Source organism: Bremerella sp. P1 (assembly GCF_028748185.1).
GTDB lineage: Bacteria > Planctomycetota > Planctomycetia > Pirellulales > Pirellulaceae > Bremerella.
This window is the reverse complement of the sequence record NZ_CP118164.1, coordinates 126,774-145,905: the sequence shown is the minus strand read 5'-3', so window position 1 is coordinate 145,905 and position 19,132 is coordinate 126,774. Positions and strand designations below refer to the sequence as shown.

18 protein-coding genes and 2 tRNA genes are annotated in these 19,132 nt (G+C 54.2%); 8 read left to right on the top strand and 12 right to left on the bottom strand.

Going from position 1 to position 19,132, the window contains the following annotated elements; translation table 11 throughout:
- Positions 1-303: 303 nt before the first annotated feature.
- The 4 genes from PSR63_RS00640 to PSR63_RS00625 form a co-directional block, all read right to left on the bottom strand.
- Positions 304-376: transfer RNA gene (locus PSR63_RS00640), tRNA-Arg, on the bottom strand.
- 211 nt (positions 377-587) lie between these two features.
- The gene (locus tag PSR63_RS00635; protein ID WP_274329838.1) at positions 588-1,010 is read right to left on the bottom strand and encodes a hypothetical protein; all 423 of its coding nucleotides are present in this window, start codon (positions 1,008-1,010) and stop codon (positions 588-590) included.
- A 56-nt stretch (positions 1,011-1,066) separates the two neighbouring features.
- Entirely contained in the window at positions 1,067-2,062 is a 996-nt protein-coding gene (locus PSR63_RS00630; protein WP_274329837.1) for a DUF1559 domain-containing protein, read from the bottom strand.
- 338 nt (positions 2,063-2,400) lie between these two features.
- Positions 2,401-2,483 (bottom strand) — tRNA-Ser (locus PSR63_RS00625).
- A gap of 196 nt (positions 2,484-2,679) precedes the next feature.
- Here PSR63_RS00625 and PSR63_RS00620 point away from each other — a divergent pair.
- The 5 genes from PSR63_RS00620 (at position 2,680) to PSR63_RS00600 (ending at position 6,735) form a co-directional block, all read left to right on the top strand.
- Positions 2,680-3,225 (top strand): hypothetical protein, encoded by a 546-nt coding sequence (locus tag PSR63_RS00620; protein WP_274329836.1) that lies wholly within the window; start codon positions 2,680-2,682, stop codon positions 3,223-3,225.
- A gap of 76 nt (positions 3,226-3,301) precedes the next feature.
- On the top strand, positions 3,302-3,955 hold the full coding sequence (locus PSR63_RS00615; protein WP_274329835.1) for a hypothetical protein: 654 nt from the start codon (positions 3,302-3,304) through the stop codon (positions 3,953-3,955).
- Entirely contained in the window at positions 3,952-4,425 is a 474-nt protein-coding gene (locus PSR63_RS00610) for a hypothetical protein (RefSeq protein WP_274329833.1), read from the top strand. Before PSR63_RS00615 ends, PSR63_RS00610 begins: the two co-directional genes overlap by 4 nt.
- Positions 4,426-4,495: 70 nt before the next feature.
- Positions 4,496-5,995 carry a radical SAM protein gene (locus PSR63_RS00605; protein ID WP_274329831.1) on the top strand — a complete coding sequence of 500 codons (1,500 nt, stop codon included), beginning with the start codon at positions 4,496-4,498 and terminating at the stop codon, positions 5,993-5,995.
- Positions 5,995-6,735, top strand: coding sequence for a prolipoprotein diacylglyceryl transferase (locus PSR63_RS00600; protein WP_274329830.1), 741 nt, complete (start codon positions 5,995-5,997; stop codon positions 6,733-6,735). Before PSR63_RS00605 ends, PSR63_RS00600 begins: the two co-directional genes overlap by 1 nt.
- A gap of 23 nt (positions 6,736-6,758) precedes the next feature.
- Here PSR63_RS00600 and rho read toward each other — a convergent pair whose 3' ends face one another.
- Positions 6,759-8,084 (bottom strand): transcription termination factor Rho, encoded by a 1,326-nt coding sequence (rho, locus tag PSR63_RS00595; RefSeq protein ID WP_443111075.1) that lies wholly within the window; start codon positions 8,082-8,084, stop codon positions 6,759-6,761.
- Between the two features lie 992 nt (positions 8,085-9,076).
- Between rho and PSR63_RS00590 the strand changes: the two genes are divergently transcribed.
- Positions 9,077-10,258 (top strand): thioredoxin family protein, encoded by a 1,182-nt coding sequence (locus PSR63_RS00590; protein WP_274329826.1) that lies wholly within the window; start codon positions 9,077-9,079, stop codon positions 10,256-10,258.
- A 72-nt stretch (positions 10,259-10,330) separates the two neighbouring features.
- On the opposite strand, the gene PSR63_RS00585 is transcribed toward PSR63_RS00590, so the two are convergent.
- The 6 genes from PSR63_RS00585 to PSR63_RS00560 form a co-directional block, all read right to left on the bottom strand.
- Positions 10,331-10,711 (bottom strand): hypothetical protein, encoded by a 381-nt coding sequence (locus tag PSR63_RS00585; protein WP_274329825.1) that lies wholly within the window; start codon positions 10,709-10,711, stop codon positions 10,331-10,333.
- A gap of 141 nt (positions 10,712-10,852) precedes the next feature.
- Positions 10,853-12,181: a rhomboid family intramembrane serine protease gene (locus PSR63_RS00580; RefSeq protein ID WP_274329824.1), complete on the bottom strand. Its 1,329-nt coding sequence runs from the start codon at positions 12,179-12,181 to the stop codon at positions 10,853-10,855.
- Positions 12,182-12,227: 46 nt separating this feature from the next.
- Positions 12,228-12,425, bottom strand: a complete 198-nt coding sequence (locus tag PSR63_RS00575; RefSeq protein WP_274329823.1) for a hypothetical protein — start codon at positions 12,423-12,425, stop codon at positions 12,228-12,230.
- Between the two features lie 20 nt (positions 12,426-12,445).
- Positions 12,446-13,939, bottom strand: a complete 1,494-nt coding sequence (gene glpK / locus PSR63_RS00570) for a glycerol kinase GlpK (protein WP_274329822.1) — start codon at positions 13,937-13,939, stop codon at positions 12,446-12,448.
- Between the two features lie 24 nt (positions 13,940-13,963).
- Positions 13,964-15,541, bottom strand: a complete 1,578-nt coding sequence (locus PSR63_RS00565) for a glycerol-3-phosphate dehydrogenase/oxidase (protein WP_274329820.1) — start codon at positions 15,539-15,541, stop codon at positions 13,964-13,966.
- Positions 15,542-15,588: 47 nt separating this feature from the next.
- Positions 15,589-16,251, bottom strand: coding sequence for a tetratricopeptide repeat protein (locus PSR63_RS00560; RefSeq protein ID WP_274329819.1), 663 nt, complete (start codon positions 16,249-16,251; stop codon positions 15,589-15,591).
- Positions 16,252-16,371: 120 nt separating this feature from the next.
- Here PSR63_RS00560 and PSR63_RS00555 point away from each other — a divergent pair, with 120 nt between their 5' ends.
- Positions 16,372-17,511 carry a hypothetical protein gene (locus PSR63_RS00555; RefSeq protein WP_274329817.1) on the top strand — a complete coding sequence of 380 codons (1,140 nt, stop codon included), beginning with the start codon at positions 16,372-16,374 and terminating at the stop codon, positions 17,509-17,511.
- A gap of 98 nt (positions 17,512-17,609) precedes the next feature.
- Here PSR63_RS00555 and PSR63_RS00550 read toward each other — a convergent pair whose 3' ends face one another.
- Positions 17,610-17,972 carry a response regulator gene (locus PSR63_RS00550; protein WP_274329815.1) on the bottom strand — a complete coding sequence of 121 codons (363 nt, stop codon included), beginning with the start codon at positions 17,970-17,972 and terminating at the stop codon, positions 17,610-17,612.
- 522 nt (positions 17,973-18,494) lie between these two features.
- Here PSR63_RS00550 and PSR63_RS00545 point away from each other — a divergent pair.
- Positions 18,495-19,019 (top strand): chemotaxis protein CheW, encoded by a 525-nt coding sequence (locus PSR63_RS00545; protein ID WP_274329813.1) that lies wholly within the window; start codon positions 18,495-18,497, stop codon positions 19,017-19,019.
- The last annotated feature ends 113 nt before the right edge of the window (positions 19,020-19,132 follow it).

Sequence of the window (19,132 nt, the reverse complement as noted above, 5' to 3'; positions counted from 1 at the left end):
AAGTTAGAAATCAGGGAAACGAGTGGGCAAGGGCAGCCGTTCAGCAGTCAAACTTTATGCTGTAACGGGCCAACTCCAAGGGTGCCTCCGGTGCACGGATTTAATGCCGTGTGCCGGGGGCATTTTTTTTAGTTCGGCTCGAAAAGCCGGACTCTACCCTCATCGACAAAGGCTTCTCGTTCACCGCCGCTTTGATGAAGGACGTGCGGTGTCGGTAATAGAATTGGCTTGGTCAGGCCAAAAAGTGTCCCAGGCGGATAAGCTACACATGGTCTGGGAAGAACGCGCCGGTAGACGACTAAGTGCCCCCGGGAGGAATCGAACCTCCGACCTGCGGTTTAGGAAACCGTCGCTCTATCCCCTGAGCTACGAGGGCAAATCGTTTCAGAGACCTGTTTTACGTGATTCGACTGGCCAGCGGAAGTGCCGGCTGCCGGGATATGGGTTCGATACCGACTTCCGGCAAAAGGTTCATTGTATTCTTTGCCTGTACCAGCGAATCGGTCCGCTGTCTAAACAAAAAAAGCAGGTCCCACGGGTTCATGGGAGCTGCTTATGGTGATGAACAGTTTGGCCAGGCAGCAGAATTACTTCTGCTTAGGTACCTCGAGATCCTGTTGCGAATCCTCCTTAGGAAGATCGACAGTCATTCGATACGACTCGAAGAGCACTTTTCCGTTCGGATCCATGCCCCCTTCGCCGCTGGCGACGGGCACGCCATCATACCCGTTGATAACAAGGACGTAGGGTCCACCGCTGATGCCCTTGCCCGGCATCATTTCGTACTTGCCATCTTTGATTTCCGCGGATGCACCTGGGCCTTGATTGTTTTGCGAGGCGTCAGGCGCGAAGGAGATATTGCCTTTAGGGATTGGCTTTCCGTCGTACGTGATATTGCCCGAAACCGAGAAGACGTCAGATGCCTTCTCGGCTCCGCACCCGGCCAACAGCAACGCTGCCAGGGCAAGCACGCCGCCGGAATAGATTCGGAGTGAAGAAAGAGATCGCATGGCATTCCTGTGGTAACAGAGCCGAAGTTAGGAACAAAGTAGACGCGGCCTAAGACCTAATTCGTGACTGACACGACATTGCCGTCGTCGCGAATTGCCAGGTTTCTGTAGACCGTCAAATCCATTGTTTCACTCAGGAAGTGCACCGAAGCATCACCCAGCAGGAAGAGGCATCCGCCGGGATGATAACTGCCGAATGTTCGTTGGTGCAGACCTTGGCCCAAGCCGCCAGGAACCGTGTAACTACCACCTGCACTGTCGAAGGTGGTGTCGTACCGATCACCGTTACAGTTACCAGCACAGCTGTTGATTTGAATCTGCGCAGCTGCCAGATTGCCGGTTGTCGCCGAACCACCACCACGATTGGTCGATGCCCAGCCCAACCAGTGCGAGTCGCCGCGTCCGCCATCCAATAGTTGATAGCGTGATTCGCCGACCAGGAAGGTATTGGAGCTACCGTCGACAATGCTTGCGAAGTTTGTCCGCGAGTTCTGGAACAAGATACCGTTGATATAGAATCGTCGTCCGGCATTGCTGGATTGGCAGTTGCCAAGCGACGTATCGCCACCACCCATCACGCCGTAGTAGTTGGTGTGATTCTTATCAACAGCCTCCGCTGGAAACGATGGGCAATGAAACGCCTCAACCGATGTCTTCCATACGTTTCGGTTCGCACCACTGGTCGGTGATTCGGCATTCGAGGAAACGAACTCGGCCGTCATGTCGACCTGATCGTATAGGTTCGTCAATTCCAAGAAAGGAAGAATGGCGACGGTCCAAGGAATGCCACGTCCTGAGGTCGTACAACTCACCGTCTTACCATCGCCCATTTGAGCGCCGGCAGGGAACTTTTGATAGGTGTCGTGGTAGTTGTGCAGTGCCAAGCCTAACTGCTTCATCTTGTTGTTGCACTGGATCCGCCGAGCCGCTTCGCGCGCCTGCTGAACGGCTGGCAAGAGCAAGGCGATCAAAACTCCAATGATGGCAATCACCACCAGAAGTTCGACCAGCGTAAAACCTGAGCGTCGAGATGGACTTACAGATAAGGACATTCTTAGCCTCGCAAAAAAGTTGCTTTAAGAAGTAGAAGATGAAAAGCGTCTCAACATCCGTGCGGACAATAGAAACAGAAAGCAATACGTGAAACGAGATAAGGAAAAAGCTGGCCGAAGTAAGGAGGGCTTGAGATGAGTACGAGGCCCTCGCTGCAAAATCTCTTCGGCATCCTGTGAATTATATCCGGGGCTTTCAGAAATAAAAAGATTTATTCCGGCTTACTTCTAACGGATTTTCGCCTTTGAGGTGCCATCAGGGCCTTTAAGAGGAGGATTGCGATGAAGAATATTGCGCAAGAGAAAAGCCGTGAGGGATTATCCATCACGGCTTGAAGCGGAGGGCACGAGACTCGAACTCGCAACCCCACAAGGGGGCATCACATTTCCAATGTGACCGCTAACCATTCGCTTACCCTCCAGGTAGATGCACCGTAAAGCTTCCCTAAGGGAGGCCTGACGGGGGCTCGTGGTTCACGGTGCATCTTAACTGATCGTGCGATCCTAGAGAATAGCGGCGATGGATTTTGACCGCAATGGGGGCCGTTATCGCGTATCATGGGCGAGGGTTAATCCTGCCCCTGGTCACGTTTCCGAAGAAAAAGTCAGGCTTGGTGATGTCAGAGTCGGAAAAAGAGCCGAACCCCTTCGAGTCGCCCGAGTCCGAAAGTGCCGCGGCCGAGACGAAGGCCGATGTTCCAGAGGGAGCCTATCATGGCACGCTCGCTGCGGCAGGGTTCTCCGTCTTGCTGATTATCGGCCTTTTCATTCTTTCGCCTGGCATAGGCGTGCTGGCGGCAATGATCCTGGTGCCGGCTAACTTACGAGCCATTCTTGCGATGCGTCGAGAGTTTCAAGCCACGGGGAACTGGCCGGCAGGATGGGACCAGGCAAGTGCTCTTTTCATATCCGCACTAATCATGATCCCCATCTGGATCGCGACCGGCATTGCTTTTTATGCCGTTTGCTGGGCAGGGGCGATGATCGCGTACAGTGTTTTCCCTAAGGCGGATGAATATGGCCTTGCCAATATGCTCTACGGAGGTGTGCCGATCGGGCTAATCGCTGGTTTGATTTCCTTCGTGCTTTGCTTCCGCCTCACGTTGCGAGGCATTTCCACTCAGCCTGAAGTGAAAGAAGACGAGTCGCAGGCGGGTACTTAGTGCTTATGTTTCCCAAAGCTCGTTATATTGAGTTGCGCATGTCCTGATACGAATTCGCACTTTGAAAAACTCTTGTATGAACGTTGCTTCTCAACACGACTCACCAGTGGCGGATCGCCAATGGTTTATTGTTCGACGCTGGCAAACTTATGCGAGCGAATTGCGAGTGCTCCTGTTACGAGTGATCGCCGTCATTGTCCTTTACGGTTGCCAGGTCGCTCACTTTCTTTCGCTGAGTGAAGAAGGCCAGGATGCGAACCTTCTATTTCAGCGTGTCGCGACCGGAGCCGCGGTGCTGTTGATCGTGGTTTCCCTACTCGTTTTGCTTCTCGTCTTGAAGCGAGTCTTGCCGGTGTGGTTGCCCTTTGTAACCACGATTGTTGACTTGCTTGCGATTGCGTTGCTTGTCAGTGTCGCGGGCGGTCCGATGGCAACTTCGTTGACCGGGGCATTTTACCTGGTGATTGCCATGGCCGGGTTGCGATTTGACTTGCGACTCGTCTGGCTGGCAACACTCGGAGCGATGGCTGCTTACGTGGGAACGGTCGGCGCCGTGGATGATACATGGTTCGATGCCAATCATGTCGTTCCGCTTGTACAACAAGGCGTTTCCTTGGCATGTCTGGGAGGGACTGGGATCGTCGTCGGTCAGATCGTTCGTCTGGCCAGACCGCTCGCCCAGCAGTTTCACGACCGACTCGAGCACGCTCAGGCAAAGGAGGCGAAATGACTCGTACTGATTTGCCTCACATTAACTGCCCTGAGTGCGGTGCTGAGAACAACACGTTCGCCAACGCCTGCTGGATCTGCCGTCGTCCCCTTTACGAAGGAGACGAATTAATCGAGGCTGAAATCGTTTCTCCGATCGATCGTCCCCGGCAAGATCGCGTGGGCCGCATATTCGGGATTTGGGCTTTCATCTTCTTGGGCCTTGGGGCGATGGTCGTCGGGCTAGGTGTGTATGCGGAAGAGCCTGGGGTTTTGCTGCCGTACTTAATCGTCGTTGCGCCGCTTTGCATTGGCGTTGGCGTGATGATTCTCAAGGGGAATCAAAGTGAGAACCCTTGGTTGCGTGGCATTGCCATGTGTTTTTCGGCGTTGATCGTTTCCGCAGGTGCCATGGTGCTGTTAGGTATTGCAGCCATTATCGCCTTGTTGGCATTTTGCTTTATGGTGATCGCGGCGTCAGGAGGGTTTTAGACATGGAATACGTTCTATCGATCAGCGGGCCCACCGCTATTTTGATCTGAGTCCGAGAGAGTAACTCCCTATGAATCATGCTTTTCGTGACTATACCGTACTCGGCGTGACGCAAAGTCTTTGCCCCGAATGTCATGCTGTAGTCCCGGCGAAGATTATTACCCGTGGCAACAGGGTTTATTTCCGCAAGCGATGTGAAGTGCACGGGAGTCGCGACGACTACGTTTGCTCCGACGTTGCGTGGTACGACCAGACGCAGTTCAATGTGCCTGGTAAGATTCCGCGTGAGTTTGGTGTCGAGCCAAACAAGGGTTGCCCACTCGATTGCGGACTATGTACCGAGCACGAACAACACACTTGCATTGGGTTATTGGAAATCACCTCGAGCTGCAATCTCGCCTGCCCGATGTGTTACGCTTCGAGCGGCCCTGGCGGAAAGCATCTGACGATCCAGCAGTGCCAGCAAACGATCGATCGCTACGTCGAGGTCGAAGGGAACCCGGAAGTGCTGCAAATCTCCGGGGGCGAGCCGACTATTCATCCGGACTTCCGCGAAATTGTTGATTACGCCCTGTCGCAGCCAATCGATTACGTGATGATTAACACCAACGGCATTCGGCTGGCGCACGACCGCGAAACGCTTGATTTCTTGGCCCAGCGGTGTGATCGGGTGGAAGTCTATTTGCAGTTTGATGGTTTCCGCGACCAGACTTCACTTCAGCTAAGGGGCGAGGCACTGGTCGAGACCAAGCTCAAGGCCGTCGAACGCTGTGGCGAAGCGGGGCTGCATGTGAACTTGGTTTCGACCCTACAGCCTGGCGTGAATGATGACGAACTCGGCGATCTCGTGCGTTACTGCGCGACACGGCCATGGATCACCGGGCTCAGCTTGCAACCGGCTACCTATTCGGGCCGACATGTTCTGCCAGAAGAATTGGAGAACCGGATTACCTTTCCCGATGTCATTCGCGGGATCGTCGATCAAACATCTGGCATGTACACTGAAGCCGACTTCATGCCGCTTCCGTGTGCTCATCCCAACTGCCATCAGATGGCGTACGCCTATCGCCGCAACGGGGAGTTGGTTCCACTGATGCGTTTCATCAAGGCGGCGGAGCATTTGGACCTGCTTTCCGGGGGAATCTCTTTCCAGCGGGGCGCTGTCAAAGAACTATTGGAGCGTTACCTGGTTCGCGAGGCATGCTGTCCTGGCGGAAGTTGTGCTCCCCCGCCCTCCTCTAGCGGTTCGGCTCTGCCGGTGTTGAGCAGCAACAGTCCGATTGACGAACTGATCGGCGCGTTGAACACCTCGGACCCACGCCATGCCGAGGCCGCCGTCGACTTCTTTGCCCGGGCGATGCAGGAAGAGCTTGGAGCGGAAGATGTCTTTCGCATCATGATCACCTCCTTCTTAGATGTATACAACTTTGACGTCCGACGAGTAATGAAATGCTGCGTGCATCACTTGCTGCCGAGCGGGCATGTCGTACCGTTCTGTGCTTATAACGTTTTGTATCGCGACGGCCACGTGGAGTTGCCTCCGCTGAAGACGGCAGTGGAGAGTTCGTGATGACCCAATTGGCTTACATGGCGATCATGCTGGTGGCGATTGTCGTCGGCTTTATCCTGTTGCGGCTATTTCAAGAGAAGCTGGAACTTGCCTGGTGGGAAAAGGCAGGCATTGCACTGGGTGGTTTTTGCGGAGCGATGATTGGCGCGAAACTTCCCTTCGCGATGTACGACTGGGAAGGAATGCTTGACGGGACGGCTTGGTTTGCCCATGGCAAGACGATCATTGCCGGACTGCTGGGCGGGTACTTTGGTGTGGAACTGGCCAAGTGGATTCTTGATGTCCGCACTAAGACAGGCGACAGCTTTGTCGTTCCGGTGGCTGTTTCTATCGGTATCGGACGATGGGCCTGTTTTGTCGCCGGCTGTTGTTTCGGCCAGGCTTGCAGCTTGCCATGGGGCGTTGCCTTTCCTGGTGCTCCGGATGGGGGGCAGTTGCTGCGGCACCCGGCCCAGATCTATGAGTCGATCTTTCACCTGACGTGCGCCGCGGTTTTTTTTGTGCTCTGGCGAAAGAAGATGTTTCCTGGACAGTTGTTCAAGATCTACCTAATTACTTACATGACGTATCGCTTCTTCACCGAGTGGCTTCGCCCGGAACCGGTCATCGCATTGGGCTTAACCGCCTATCAATTGGCGGCACTTGCCGCAGTGCCGCTCTTTGTGTTCTTGATCTGGCGAGACCAAAAACAGCTTGGCGCAACAAAAACGGAGCCGTCGATATCGAGCGGCTCCGAATGAGTTAGCTGGATTGGGCTCAGTCGTTACTGATAACGATCGCGACTGTTGGCAATCAGGCTGATGAACTGATCGTTGTTCTCGTACTTGCCCAACTGCTTGGTCAACTGTTCCATCGCATCGATATGATGCATTGAGGTCAGCGTACGTCGCAAGGCGACAACAGCATTAAGAGCTTCCTCGGTCAGCAGCAGTTCTTCGCGACGGGTACCCGACTGCGAAATATCGATTGCCGGCCAGACGCGGCGGTCGGCCAACTTGCGATCGAGGACCAGTTCCATGTTGCCGGTACCCTTGAACTCTTGGAAGATCACTTCGTCCATCTTGCTGCCGGTGTCGACCAGAGCGGTACCGACGATGGTGAGCGAACCACCTTCTTCAAAGGAACGAGCGGTGGCAAACAACTTCTTAGGAATGTCCATCGCTTTGACGTTGATACCGCCGGACATGATAGCGCTGTTGCCACGGTTGTCGCCGACCCATTTATTGAACGCACGAGCCAAACGGGTAATCGAGTCCAACAGCAGGAAAACATCCTGGCCTGATTCGGCCAGACGCTTGCAGCGTTCGATCACGAGTTGCGAAAGACGCACATGACTTTCGATGTCGCGATCCAAGCTACTGGCGATCACTTCACCCTTCACGCTACGCTGCATTTCGGTCACTTCTTCCGGACGTTCGTCGATCAGAAGGACCACCAGCTTGACGTCTTGGTGGTTGGCGGAAATACCACGGCTGATGTTCTGCAGCAGCATGGTCTTACCGGTTCGCGGTGGAGCGACAATCAACGCACGTTGGCCTTTGCCCAGTGGCGTAAGAAGGTCAACGACGCGGTTCGTCAGAGGACCCCCATCGTATTCCAGCTTGAGATGCTCGGAAGGATTGACCGGAGTCAATTCTTCGAACGATTTGACGTTCAGGTAATCATCCGGCAGCATGCCGTCGACGTCGAAGACATCTCGCAGGCGAGGACCTTGTCCACGGCGGAAACGTTGAATCATGCCGCGAATCATCACCCCTTCGCGAAGTCCGTAACGTTCGATCATCGTGCCGGGCACGAAAGGATCGGTACGTTCGCGAGCGAAGTTATTGGCAGGGCTGCGTAAGAAGCCGTAGCCGTTGGGATGCATCTCGAGAAGGCCGTAGCCAGGTTCCAGTGGAATGGGTTCCCCTGGTTCAAATTCTTCATTTTCAAGATTGTTACGTGGCACGTTAGAGCTTGGCGGAGAAGAGCGGCGTCGACCTCCCCCGGAACGACCACGCCCTTTTGGGCCTGGTCCGTTTTGGGAACCACCGCTGTTACCACGTCGTCGCCCGCCAGATTTTGAGCGGGTCTGCCGTTTGTTTGACATTGAAAAACTACCTAATCACAGAAGTCAGGTTCGAACCGGTGTCTTCAGAAAGAACACTGGATCGTATTAACAGATTCCTGAGGTTGCTCTCCCTTAGTGGGAGTTCTACCTGATACGGGGGTTAAAGATTCCTAAGTATTTTGGGAGCGGATAACTCGCACAAAGGCATGCCAAAAGCTGGCGAAGCGATTGTGCCGAATCTAGCTCAACCTCACGCACGTAAGGGACGAGGCATCCCACGAGAATGCCTGATGTGTGAGAGGTTTCCAAGTTGCCATTCGCCTAAAGCGAGGATGCCTTGAAAATGGCAGCAGTGGCCGAACAGGATGCCGAGGGCGAACTGCTCGGTGTTTTATGAAGGCCGTAAGGTAATTCCGTTACCTAACGAGTCACAAATGAAAAACGGTGGCTACCAAAGTCCCTTGCCGCGGCCCCAAAAAGTGCTGCCTGGCAAGACTAGTTACCCTAGTGAAGTCTCGTGGTAACCGAAACAGTTCCCTGAAGAACTGAAAGCTTCCTTGGTTCTCAAACTGGTCACACTACTTATTGTGACGTCTCAAAGAAAACCATTACTGCCCGAAGAACTTGACGTTTGCTGAAGATCTCAGTCCGACGCCTTTGAGCAGAAAGGATGGCCAACATAGTCTGCAAAACGCGAGGTTTTAACCACAGATCGTTGGCGATCAAACTACTGGCATCATAAGGATTTACCCGGTTGTGTCAAGCTATCATTCCCATTCAATCGACAGAGTTTCCCATTTTCTACATGGGAAAAGGCTTATGAGAAGCAAGTTGTTGTCAGTAAGTAACTTAGCCCCCATATCATTTACCTAATCGGAACGATTGATACGACCCATTCTGTAGTTTCGTCCAGGAAATTCTGCAAATCCGTTACTTTTGATGCACTCGGACAAGTGGCTGTCCCGATACGAACCAATGGAAAACCGAACCAAGCTGATTTTTGGAACTCGCTTACCGGGGCTCGTTCATTCATGTCGCCAATTACTCGTACAACTGCTATCGCCCTGTTGCTGGCGTTCCAGACGATGATTCTCGCTGAGGATGCCGTTCGCTGGGCACCAGATCTGGAAACCGCCAAGCGCGTTGCGGCTATGAAGAATCAGTTAGTTCTGATTCACTTCTATGCTGATAACTGCCCGCCTTGCCGTCGGCTGGAAGCGAATGTCTTTTCGCAAGCCACCTTCGCCCAGGCTGTCGAGCAGAACTACATTCCAATCAAGATTAACGCGAGTGACGAGCCTGCGATTGCCAAAGAGTTTGGCGTCGATCGCTGGCCGCAAGACGTTGTCATTGCCCCGAGTGGTCAGGTTGTGTACCGCATGATCAGCCCTCAGGACCAAGATCGTTACACCGGTATCTTGGCTCAGGTTTCCGCTAAGCTGAATCCAAGTGCCAGCCCGGCCGCACCTGCAGCCGGCATGATTGCCCAGGCCGCTAACACGACACCAGTCGCTCCGCAGGCACCTCAACAGGTTGCCCCAAGCCAACCGCAAGGCTCGCGTTACTCGAGCTTCACCTCGAACCCTGCTCCAGCTCAGGCTGCTCCATCGCAACCGACTCAGCAAGTTGCTCCACAGCAGCCTGCGACGTCGCGATTTGCCTCGATGCCAAGCCCTGACCAGGTAAAGCCAACCCAAGCCCCGAATCAAAGCCGGTTCTCTTCGAATGCTCCGCCACAGAACGTAGCTCCTTCGCAGCCTCCGGCACAGCAGTTTGCTCAGCAGCAACCGCCTGCAGCCCCCTCCGCTCCGGCACCTTCGGCTCCAGCACCAAAGCCTGAGCCACAGCAGCCTAAGTTCGCGATGGACGGCTACTGCCCAGTGACGCTGGTCGAGCAGATGAAGTGGCAGAAGGGTGATCCTCGCTGGGGTGCTCAACACCAAGGTCAGATCTACTTGTTCTCGTCGCAGAGTGAACAGCAGAAATTTTTGGCCAACCCCAATCAGTACAGCCCTGTGATGTCGGGTATTGACCCGGTCGCTTACCTGGGTAACGGACAGGTCGTGCCTGGTGATCGTCGATACGGTCTGACTTACCGCGGCACGCTGTACCTATTCAGCAGCGAAGAAAGCCTGCAAACGTTCTGGAACGATCCACAGCGTTACTCGTCGATGGTTCAACAGGCCATGGCTTCGCAGAACATGCGTCGCTAAGCGAAAAACGCGAACTCGAAAGCACAGCAAAGACGACCGTTGCATCCAACGGTCGTCTTTTTACTTCTTGGTCTACTTCTTCTTTGTAGCTTTCTTCCTCGCCGTCGGTTTGGGGTTCAGGCTGCCGACATAAGCGACGCTGAGATCAAAGTACGTCTTGAGCTCCTTCGTCTTTTTCAACAGCCGATCAGGCACCTCGACATACTCCCGCATCACTCGGCCGTGCTGCTCGCACAATTTGGTTTTATACTTCTTGAGAAACGCATCGCGGTCTTCTTCTGGCAGTCGTAACGCCAGTGTGCCTTCCTTGGTCAAGAAGCTGGACATGTGACCGTTGAGTGACGTGTAGGGCATGGCAGCGCCTTTTCGCTCGAGGTCGGGATGGGTGGACACTAGTTTCTCGTACTGCTCGAGTTTATCCGCAGGAATGTCCGTGCTCGTCTTTTTGGCCATGATGCTGATTCCGAGCGTCAGCAGTCGGTTGTACCGATATGCCTATGAGATAAGAGAGGAAGAGGTGTACCGTTTTATACGCGACCGGTAAGTGAGTAATCAATGTTTTCACAGCGGGGCCGAGGCTGGAGGTTTGCTCGGTTACCAATCGTCAAGAGAATCGTGAACGCCTGCATTCTTAGCTTGCGTTGCATCTTCCTCCAGGTTTCGATAGATCGCTCTCTCCCGTTCGTTCAGATGGTCTGCTGATACGCTCGCTAATACGCGAAGCGATTGATTGGGCTTGTCCATTCGCTCCAAGAGTAGGGACGCAAGTTTCAAACGTACCTGATTCAGCTTAGGGCGATTGGCTTTCAGGTACTCCTCCATCGCAAGTACAGCGTCGTTGTCCCTCTGCTGGTCGGATAGCTGCTTGATAATCGTCAAGAATTCGCGTTCCGGCAGATGCCACGAGTCGTACTTCTCTGCCATGCTGACATGGGCTCGGTAAGCCATTTGCGGGTTCTTACCTCCGTCGAGGATCTGGCGAATCTGCTCAAGCCCTTGCTGGACAAGCGTTGCTTCACTCTTGGCGCCCGATTGCTGATTGAGTTCGTCGCGAGACTTTTCGTGTCGACCCGCCCAGACTGAGAAGATGTCGTAGTTCTCGCAGTCGACCCAATTGAATTTGACCATCGCAATGCCGATCGCTGCTCCCATCATGGCTCCTGACGTATGCAGCACAGGCGTGAATGGCGCAAAAGTGCCGTGGCTTCGGACAATCGCGTACGAGATGAATAGATCAATCACGATAAAGACACCTGCCATGGCGTAGACCGGGACGTCCACCTCTTCCACTTCATGCGTGGTGCGATATCTCCAGCCAACGTGAGTCACTTCGATATTGTTCATGGGCGCCCAGATGAGGGCAATCGCCATGATCGCAAAGATCACTCCGGACGCGCCAATCGAAGCCGCATGAAAGCCTGGATTGAAAACCATGACCGTAGCCTGTAGGAAGATTCCCCGGATCAGGGCAACTCCGAAATAGATCGGCAAGAACTTCCACCAGCCGATTTTTCCTTCGACGATAATTCCAAACAGCAAGAGAAACACCATGTTGCCCACCAAGTGCATCGCATGGGCATGCAGAAACGAAGCGGTGATCCCTTGCCAAGGCTTAATTCCTTCGCCGTATTGCAGCTTGTAATCCTCTGGTCCGTCGTAGCCTCCTCCTTCGACTATCCAAGTCAGAACCGGCAAGCGATTGCGGCTGTCGCTGGGCTCGGGATTCTGAAAGTGCTCGACGAGCGGTGGAGCGAAGAAGATGCCACTGTTGAGAATGATGACCGTAATGGTGACGGCTGGAACGTGATAGATGGGGGCATCGGTTCCGTGAGGGACGAACATGTAGGCGATAACGAAGTGAAGAATAAGGGATTGGTCGAACGGTTGTTCGTTGACCGGTCCAGAATATTGGGCGTATTTCAAAAGAAAACTACCTTGCCAATATTTCCGAGCGTCGCGTGCGTTGTCCCTACCCTGGTGGAAAGACGATGAAGCTAATCGCCAAAAGGATTAACAGGAAGCCGCCAAGCCCTACGAAGAGACGCGTATTTACGTGCCCGATGCGATGTTCGAGAAAGGCTATCTTGCGAGATTGAAAAACGGACGAGCTATCGGAGACCGCGGCCCAGATTCCGCCTACACCCAACAGCCCGGTAAAGATCGTCATGATCCAGACTCCTAGCTCCATCAGTCCCCTGCTCTTTCCCAATTTCGGCTTCGCTCGACGGCATCTTTCCAGCGAGCGTACATCTGATCCATCTTAGTACGATCGGCAATCGGGTCGAACTCTCTGTCGAGCTTCCAAAGCCCCCGAAGTTCATCTTGCGACTCCCAAAACCCTACGGCGAGGCCTGCTAAGAATGCAGCACCCAGGGCGGTTGTCTCGCTGACCTTCGGGCGACGGACTGGCGTTCCCAGGAGATCCGTTTGAAATTGCATCAAAGCGTTGTTGACGCTGGCCCCGCCATCGACCTGAAGGACTTGCAGCGGAACACCTGCATCACGCTGCATGGCTTCGATCATGTCGCGGGTTTGATAGGCCATCGACTCGAGGGCAGCCCTGGCCAGGTGGCCACCGGTTGTTCCGCGCGTCAGGCCCACAATCGTTCCTCGAGCATTCGGGTCCCAGTAAGGTGCCCCAAGTCCTACAAACGCCGGCACGAAATAAACGCCGCCGTTGTCCTCGACGGTGTCGGCTAACGGTTCGACTTCGGACGAACACTCAATAATGCCCAGGCCATCGCGCAGCCACTGGACGACAGCCCCGGCGACGAAAATAGACCCTTCCAGTGCGTAGCTGACTTGGTCACCGATCTTCCATCCGACGGTGGTCAGCAAGTTGTTTTGGGAAAGGACAGGCTTGTCGCCGATGTTCATCAAAGCGAACGCTCCCGTGCCATACGTGTTCTTGACCATGCCTTGATCGAAGCAAGTCTGGCCGAATGAGGCGGCCTGCTGATCGCCGGCCATGCCCGCAATTGGAATCGAAGCCCCAAAGATGGCCGGATCAGTTTCCGCGAACTTACCGCTGCAATCAACGATCTCAGGCAACATTTGCCGCGGGATGTTATATGCGGCGAGTAATTCGTCATCCCAGTCAAGCGTTTCGTAGTTCAGCATCATGGTACGCGATGCGTTGCTCACGTCGGTGACATGCCGCTTCCCGCCGGTCAGCTTCCAAACCATGTAGCAGTCGACCGTGCCAAATAGTAAGTGCCCATCTTCAGCCGCTTGGCGAGCACCGTCCACCGTTTCTAAAAGGTGCATGAGCTTGGTTGCGGAGAAGTAAGCATCCAGGACCAGGCCCGTTTTTTGCCGGATTGTCTCTTCCAGCCCTTCCTTTTGAAGTCGATCGCAGAGGTAGCTTGAGACGCGGCTTTGCCAAACGATCGCGTTATGAATCGGTTTGCCGGTACGTTTGTCCCACACGAAAGTGGTTTCACGCTGGTTGGTAATGCCAATCGCGGCAACTTCTTCCAGTGCGACTTTGCCCAAGGCCCCGTGGACCGTGTTCAGTTGGCTGTTCCAGATGTCTTCGGGGTCATGTTCGACATGGCCCGGGGTGGGCAAGATCTGGCGGAATTCTTCCTGGGCAACCGAGACAATCCGGGCATCGTGATCGAACAGGATCGAACGGCTGGATGTCGTGCCTTGATCGATAGCGAGTATGTACTGAGGCATGGTGACGAGTCCTGCGAGGGGCGTTTAGTCAGGAAGAACCTGCTTTCCGAATCGCGATTGTAGTCTCTGGATGTAAGCTTCCAGTGTTTCCTGTTTGACGTCAACGGAAAGCTTGCCATCGGTAATCAAAGCGTCGGCGATCGCACTCAAGTGGGATCGCGAGAGTCCTGGGTGGAAGACCAGCATCAAGCGGCGTTCGACGACGTCGGCAAGAGTCTTCGCGTGAAGCTGTGAGATCGCCGCCTCTGCCAGTGTTTGAGTGTCTGACACGGCATCGACGCCTGTGAGGTGCTGCATGATGAACCGGGCACGTTGCCCCGATTCGATCTTCGGCGGATCTCCTTCGTAAGTTTTTCGTGTCTTGGAATCGCCGACGACCTCTTGGCCAAGTTGCTTAAGGATCGTCTTGGCGGAGTGCTCGGCCAGAGAGCGACACGTCGTCAGCTTACCGCCCACGATCGTATAGCATGGCCATGGTGTCGAAGTATGCTCGTGGAGCCAGTGCCCACGCGGGATGGAAGCCGTTGAGCCTGCCGGCACGTACGGGAGCGGTCGGACGCCGCTATAGTGCTGGACGATGTCCTCGTGTTGCAGTTCGACGCCGGGCAATACGGAATTTACGCACTTCAGCAGATAATCAATTTCTTCCTGGCTTGCCGTTGCGACCTCGGGATCGCCTTCGTGCCGGATATCGGTCGTGCCGATCAAGACGCCTCCATTCCAAGGCAAGATGAAGACGGGACGTCCGTCGAATGCTTCGGCATAAATGCCACGCGGTCCGAGGGCTTCTTTCAATATCGGCTTGTGCGAGATTAAATGCGAACCACGCGTGCCGCCAAAGAGACGGTCCGAGCGAATGCCCAGTTCCTGAAGCGTTTCGTCACCGGATGGGCCCGACGCGTTGACCAGTGCCGACGGCTCCAGTGCTTCGACTGCTGCATCAAAGTCCAGAAGGTTCTCGAACTCGAAATGCTTACCGTTAAGCTTCGGTCGACGATAAGTGCGAAGCGTGAACCGGATGCCGTGCTGCTGGGCGATCTCCTCACAGTCGTGAATGAGTGTTGAAACGTAAAGTTCAGGGAATTCGATTTGCCCATCGTAGTAGCTGAACACATCGACAAAGCTGGCATCGAAGCCGATCGGCTTCCACTGCTTCTGGGACATGCGTTTGTGCGAGCCCAGGTTCTGGCTTCCGGCCAGAAAGTCGTACATGGTCAATCCACTACGAATGGCCCAGGCACCACGCGACGGATTCTTGGATTTGAAAATGGGAAGGTTGAAGAATCCGGCAGCGGATGAAATCAGTCCAGCGAACTGAGATTTGACCGGAATCATCAGTTCGAGCGGCGAAACATGTTCTGGTGAGTTGCTCAAGAAGCGTTCACGCTCGGCCAGCGATTCGTAAACGAGCGAGGCTTCACCGTGTTCAAGATACCGGAGTCCCCCATGAATCAGACGCGACGACCAACTGGTTGTGCCCGAGGCAATGTCGGCGTGGTCAATCAGAACGACCGGTACGCGATTGAGCAACAGTTCCCGAGCCAGGGCGGCACCATTGATGCCTGCTCCCAGGATGAGGACGGGGTTGAGATCTTGTGCCATGTCCGCAATCCGTGCTGGGGCGAAAGGAAAAGGCCAACCCCTGTAGCTTACATCTCTTCGAGTTGTCGCTCCAGGTAGGAGATCTGCGTGCGAATCGATTCCAGATTAGGATTCAGACGCAAGGCACGACGAAAGCTGTCGAGCGCCATGACGTTTTCACCCTGGCGAAGGTAACACTGCCCCATCGAGATTGCCGCTGGAAAATGATAGGGATTTATTTCGAGAGCTTGATGACTGTCACGCAGGGATCGCTCGAAGTTCTGCTGCTTGTAGTAAACTTGGCCACGCTGATTGTATGCTTCGGAATACCAAGGGGCATCAACGATCAGGGAATCGGCTTCCTGCAGGGCAGAATCTAAGGAGTTCCCTTGGATTTGCGTCATGACTTTGCGCAAACGATGACGCTGGCTTTGCGTGCCTGCACGAATCCAGAGAGAGCGAATGCCGTTCTCGGCAATCAGGCGAACGCCTCGGTCGGCATCGTTGAGTGCCATGCCAACGGTGTGATTCGACGAATAGTCACTGACAAAACAAAGAGCCATTACCGCAGCACGGCGAACTTCAGCCGTACCGTGCTGGGAAAGACGCTCCAATGTTCCACATGTATAAACCGCTGCAACGCGATGAATAAACGCGGCAGTATTCTCTTCCGAAAGATATTTCTGGAAGATAGAAAGCAGTACGGGATGACGCTCGGGGGAGTCGTTCACAAGTTGGCCTTACGGCAATCAAAGTGCATTTCTCTCGTCCTGAGAACGAAAATCCATTATGGTCAATCCATTGAACAAAGTCCGAGTGTAATCACGCGGTAACCCCGGAGCAAATAATCGATGCGATCGTACTTGCGCAATCTTACCCAGCTTCTCATCGGAGTATTGACAGCCCAGATTTTGCTATTAGGAAGCCAGGCTCAAGCACAAGAGAACATCGACTGGCGGACCGAGGCAGATCTAGAGAAGCAGCTTCAATCGTCTTTCGACTTAACGTGGGAGGAAGTTCCCCTGCGCGACGGGCTGATGCGGCTTGCGCAGACGCAACGAGTGGCCATCTTTTTGGACCGACGGGTCGATCCCGATCAGACGATGAAAATGAAATTCACGAACGAGCGGTTGGAACTGGGGCTCCAGCGAATCGCCGCTCAACTTGGCATCGGCATGGCACGTGTCGGGGACGTGATCTATCTGGGGCCGCAAGATACGGCTAGTCGTTTACCGACCGTCGCGGAACTGCAAACGCAATTTGCCAAGTCGAGTGGGTACCCGGAAGCGGTTAAGTTGCTCGATCGAAAAAAGTATGGCTGGCCGAAGCTATCGACCCCGGAAGAGATTCTGACGGAAGTCGCCACCAGTCATGGCATGCGATGGAACAATCTGGATGTGGTGATCAAACACGATCTATGGCCGGCGGTGGACTTTCCGCCAATGAAGTCGACCGAGTACCTTTCGCTGGTGTTGGCTGGCTATCACGCGTCGTATCGGTTCAACAAGACCGACGATGGCGTTGAGCTTCAACTGGTTGCTATTCCGGATGAACTCTCTCTCACACGCGTCTATCCCTACGCAGGCAATCACGACGAAGCGATTGCGAAGATTCAGGAACTGTTTCCCGATGCTAAAGTTCAGTCCGACGGCAAGCGGAAACTAGCGGTTACTGGGCCGCAACAAGTACAAGAGCAAGTTGCGAAACTGTTGCGTGGTGGAACGGCACGCAATACGGTCGTGATGCCTGGCGAGAAGCGCTACACGCTCAACGTCGAACAGCTTCCCCTGGGGCCGGTGCTCAAGGCGCTTGAGCAACAGCTGGGTATGGATTTTGAAGTGCCAGATGGAATGGAAGAAGCACTGATGCAACGGATTTCCTTCAGCGTGAAGACCGTCGACGTGACTGGCCTGCTGGATGCGGTCTTCAAGGATACCGACTTCACTTACGAGATTCAGGAAAAGAAGATCCTAGTCACGAAGAAGCCGTAAGGCGATCAGTTCATCGCGGCAATAAAAAAAGACGACATCGCCCTGCTTGGGCTTTGTCGTCTCATTGTTTTGTTGGGTTGTTGTGCGAGTGGCGGAAATTAGCAGCCGTGCTTTTCCAGCTTTTCGCGAAGCGTGTCGGCGGTGAATGGCTTGACCAGGTAGTCGGAAACACCGGCCTGGATGGCTTCCATGACGCGCGACTTTTCGGCTTCGGTCGTGACCATCATGATCTTCACGTCTGCGTCGACCTTGCGAATTTCTTGAATCACTTCCAGGCCGCTCTTGCCTGGCATGTTCCAATCGGTCAGCACGAGATCGAACTCGCCTGGCTTGAACATCTTGACAGCTTCTTCCCCGTCGGCAGCTTCAACTGCGTTCGGAACACCGACCGCTTGAAGGGAACGGAGAATGATCTTTCGCATGGTGCTGGAGTCGTCGGCTACGAGTACGCGTGTAGACATGTTCTGTAATGCTCCTGTGATTTGCCCTGCCCGCTCAGCCTGAGTCGGCCGGTGGAGAATGGTCCTTTGGGGAAATTAAAAATTTCTACCGAACGATAGGTCGCGCTCTCAGACGGTCAAATACCAAGTGAGAAAATTCACCTTTTCGCGCTCAACCGCAGTTGGGCCGGCATCCGTGATATTCGCTTCGATTCTGGTCGGAATTTCCAACGACAACTGAAGCGGGCCGCTGCGCTTTGCGCTTCACTACCCAATATTGGTGGGGTTGTTCCGTTTGTTTCGGCTAGGTCAGAGGGGAAGACTCAAACAGGGGGAGAAAATTTGCGACCTGACCAAACTTTTTCGTTTTTACTAACCGACCTTTATACGAGAACGCCACAGGCATGCGTGGGCTGGATGCACCTGACTCACGGCGTTTATCCGAATGTAAAGGAGAACAAGTCGCGGACATGGCCGTCCCGCCCGAGGATCTCGGGGCAGCGGATCGATAATTCGTTCCAGCACTGATCGGGAGACAGAGTTTTGTCCGTAACAACTGAAGATCTAAAGACGGAAGAGCGTTCGAGCCACGAGTCTCAGCGTCGCGAAGGGCTCAATTCCATGCAACTGGTCAGTTTTCAATTGGCCAAGGAGGAATATGGAATCGAGATCACCCGTGTTCAGGAAATCATCCTGATGGGTGAGATCACCCGTGTGCCTCAGACGCCTGACTATATCAAGGGCCTGATCAATCTCCGCAATACCGTGATTCCGATTGTGGATTTGCGACTGCGATTCGGGCTTCAAGAACAAGAGTCCACTGACGAGACCCGCATCATGGTCATGAACGTCGGTGGCAAGACGGTCGGCATCATTGTCGACGCCGTCAGCGAGGTCCTGCGAATCTCGAAGGATCAGATTTCCTCTCCGCCTCCGACCGTTGCTGGTCTGGGTCGTGAATATCTCACGGGTTTGGTGAAACTCGACAAGCGGCTTTTGATCTTGCTGGATATCGACAAGATCCTGGGCAAAGCCGAAGTCGAGCAAATCGAAGCTCGCATCGGCTAAGCCGCCTCCGAGCAGCGTCTCGGAACCATGTTAACAGGTCAATCCGGCTTCCCGAGCGAAGCGGATCGCCAAACTAGCAGGAGCGCGCGAAGTTCACCGGAGGGGGCAGTTCA

Excerpts from the sequence above, each read along its gene's own strand:
- PSR63_RS00635 (WP_274329838.1), bottom strand. The coding sequence starts at position 1,010 with ATGCGATCTCTTTCTTCACTCCGAATCTATTCCGGCGGCGTGCTTGCC.
- PSR63_RS00630 (WP_274329837.1), bottom strand. The coding sequence starts at position 2,062 with ATGTCCTTATCTGTAAGTCCATCTCGACGCTCAGGTTTTACGCTGGTC.
- PSR63_RS00620 (WP_274329836.1), top strand. The coding sequence starts at position 2,680 with ATGTCAGAGTCGGAAAAAGAGCCGAACCCCTTCGAGTCGCCCGAGTCC.
- PSR63_RS00615 (WP_274329835.1), top strand. The coding sequence starts at position 3,302 with ATGAACGTTGCTTCTCAACACGACTCACCAGTGGCGGATCGCCAATGG.
- PSR63_RS00610 (WP_274329833.1), top strand. The coding sequence starts at position 3,952 with ATGACTCGTACTGATTTGCCTCACATTAACTGCCCTGAGTGCGGTGCT.
- PSR63_RS00605 (WP_274329831.1), top strand. The coding sequence starts at position 4,496 with ATGAATCATGCTTTTCGTGACTATACCGTACTCGGCGTGACGCAAAGT.
- PSR63_RS00600 (WP_274329830.1), top strand. The coding sequence starts at position 5,995 with ATGACCCAATTGGCTTACATGGCGATCATGCTGGTGGCGATTGTCGTC.
- rho (WP_443111075.1), bottom strand. The coding sequence starts at position 8,084 with ATGTCAAACAAACGGCAGACCCGCTCAAAATCTGGCGGGCGACGACGT.
- PSR63_RS00590 (WP_274329826.1), top strand. The coding sequence starts at position 9,077 with ATGTCGCCAATTACTCGTACAACTGCTATCGCCCTGTTGCTGGCGTTC.
- PSR63_RS00585 (WP_274329825.1), bottom strand. The coding sequence starts at position 10,711 with ATGGCCAAAAAGACGAGCACGGACATTCCTGCGGATAAACTCGAGCAG.
- PSR63_RS00575 (WP_274329823.1), bottom strand. The coding sequence starts at position 12,425 with ATGACGATCTTTACCGGGCTGTTGGGTGTAGGCGGAATCTGGGCCGCG.
- glpK (WP_274329822.1), bottom strand. The coding sequence starts at position 13,939 with ATGCCTCAGTACATACTCGCTATCGATCAAGGCACGACATCCAGCCGT.
- PSR63_RS00565 (WP_274329820.1), bottom strand. The coding sequence starts at position 15,541 with ATGGCACAAGATCTCAACCCCGTCCTCATCCTGGGAGCAGGCATCAAT.
- PSR63_RS00555 (WP_274329817.1), top strand. The coding sequence starts at position 16,372 with ATGCGATCGTACTTGCGCAATCTTACCCAGCTTCTCATCGGAGTATTG.
- PSR63_RS00550 (WP_274329815.1), bottom strand. The coding sequence starts at position 17,972 with ATGTCTACACGCGTACTCGTAGCCGACGACTCCAGCACCATGCGAAAG.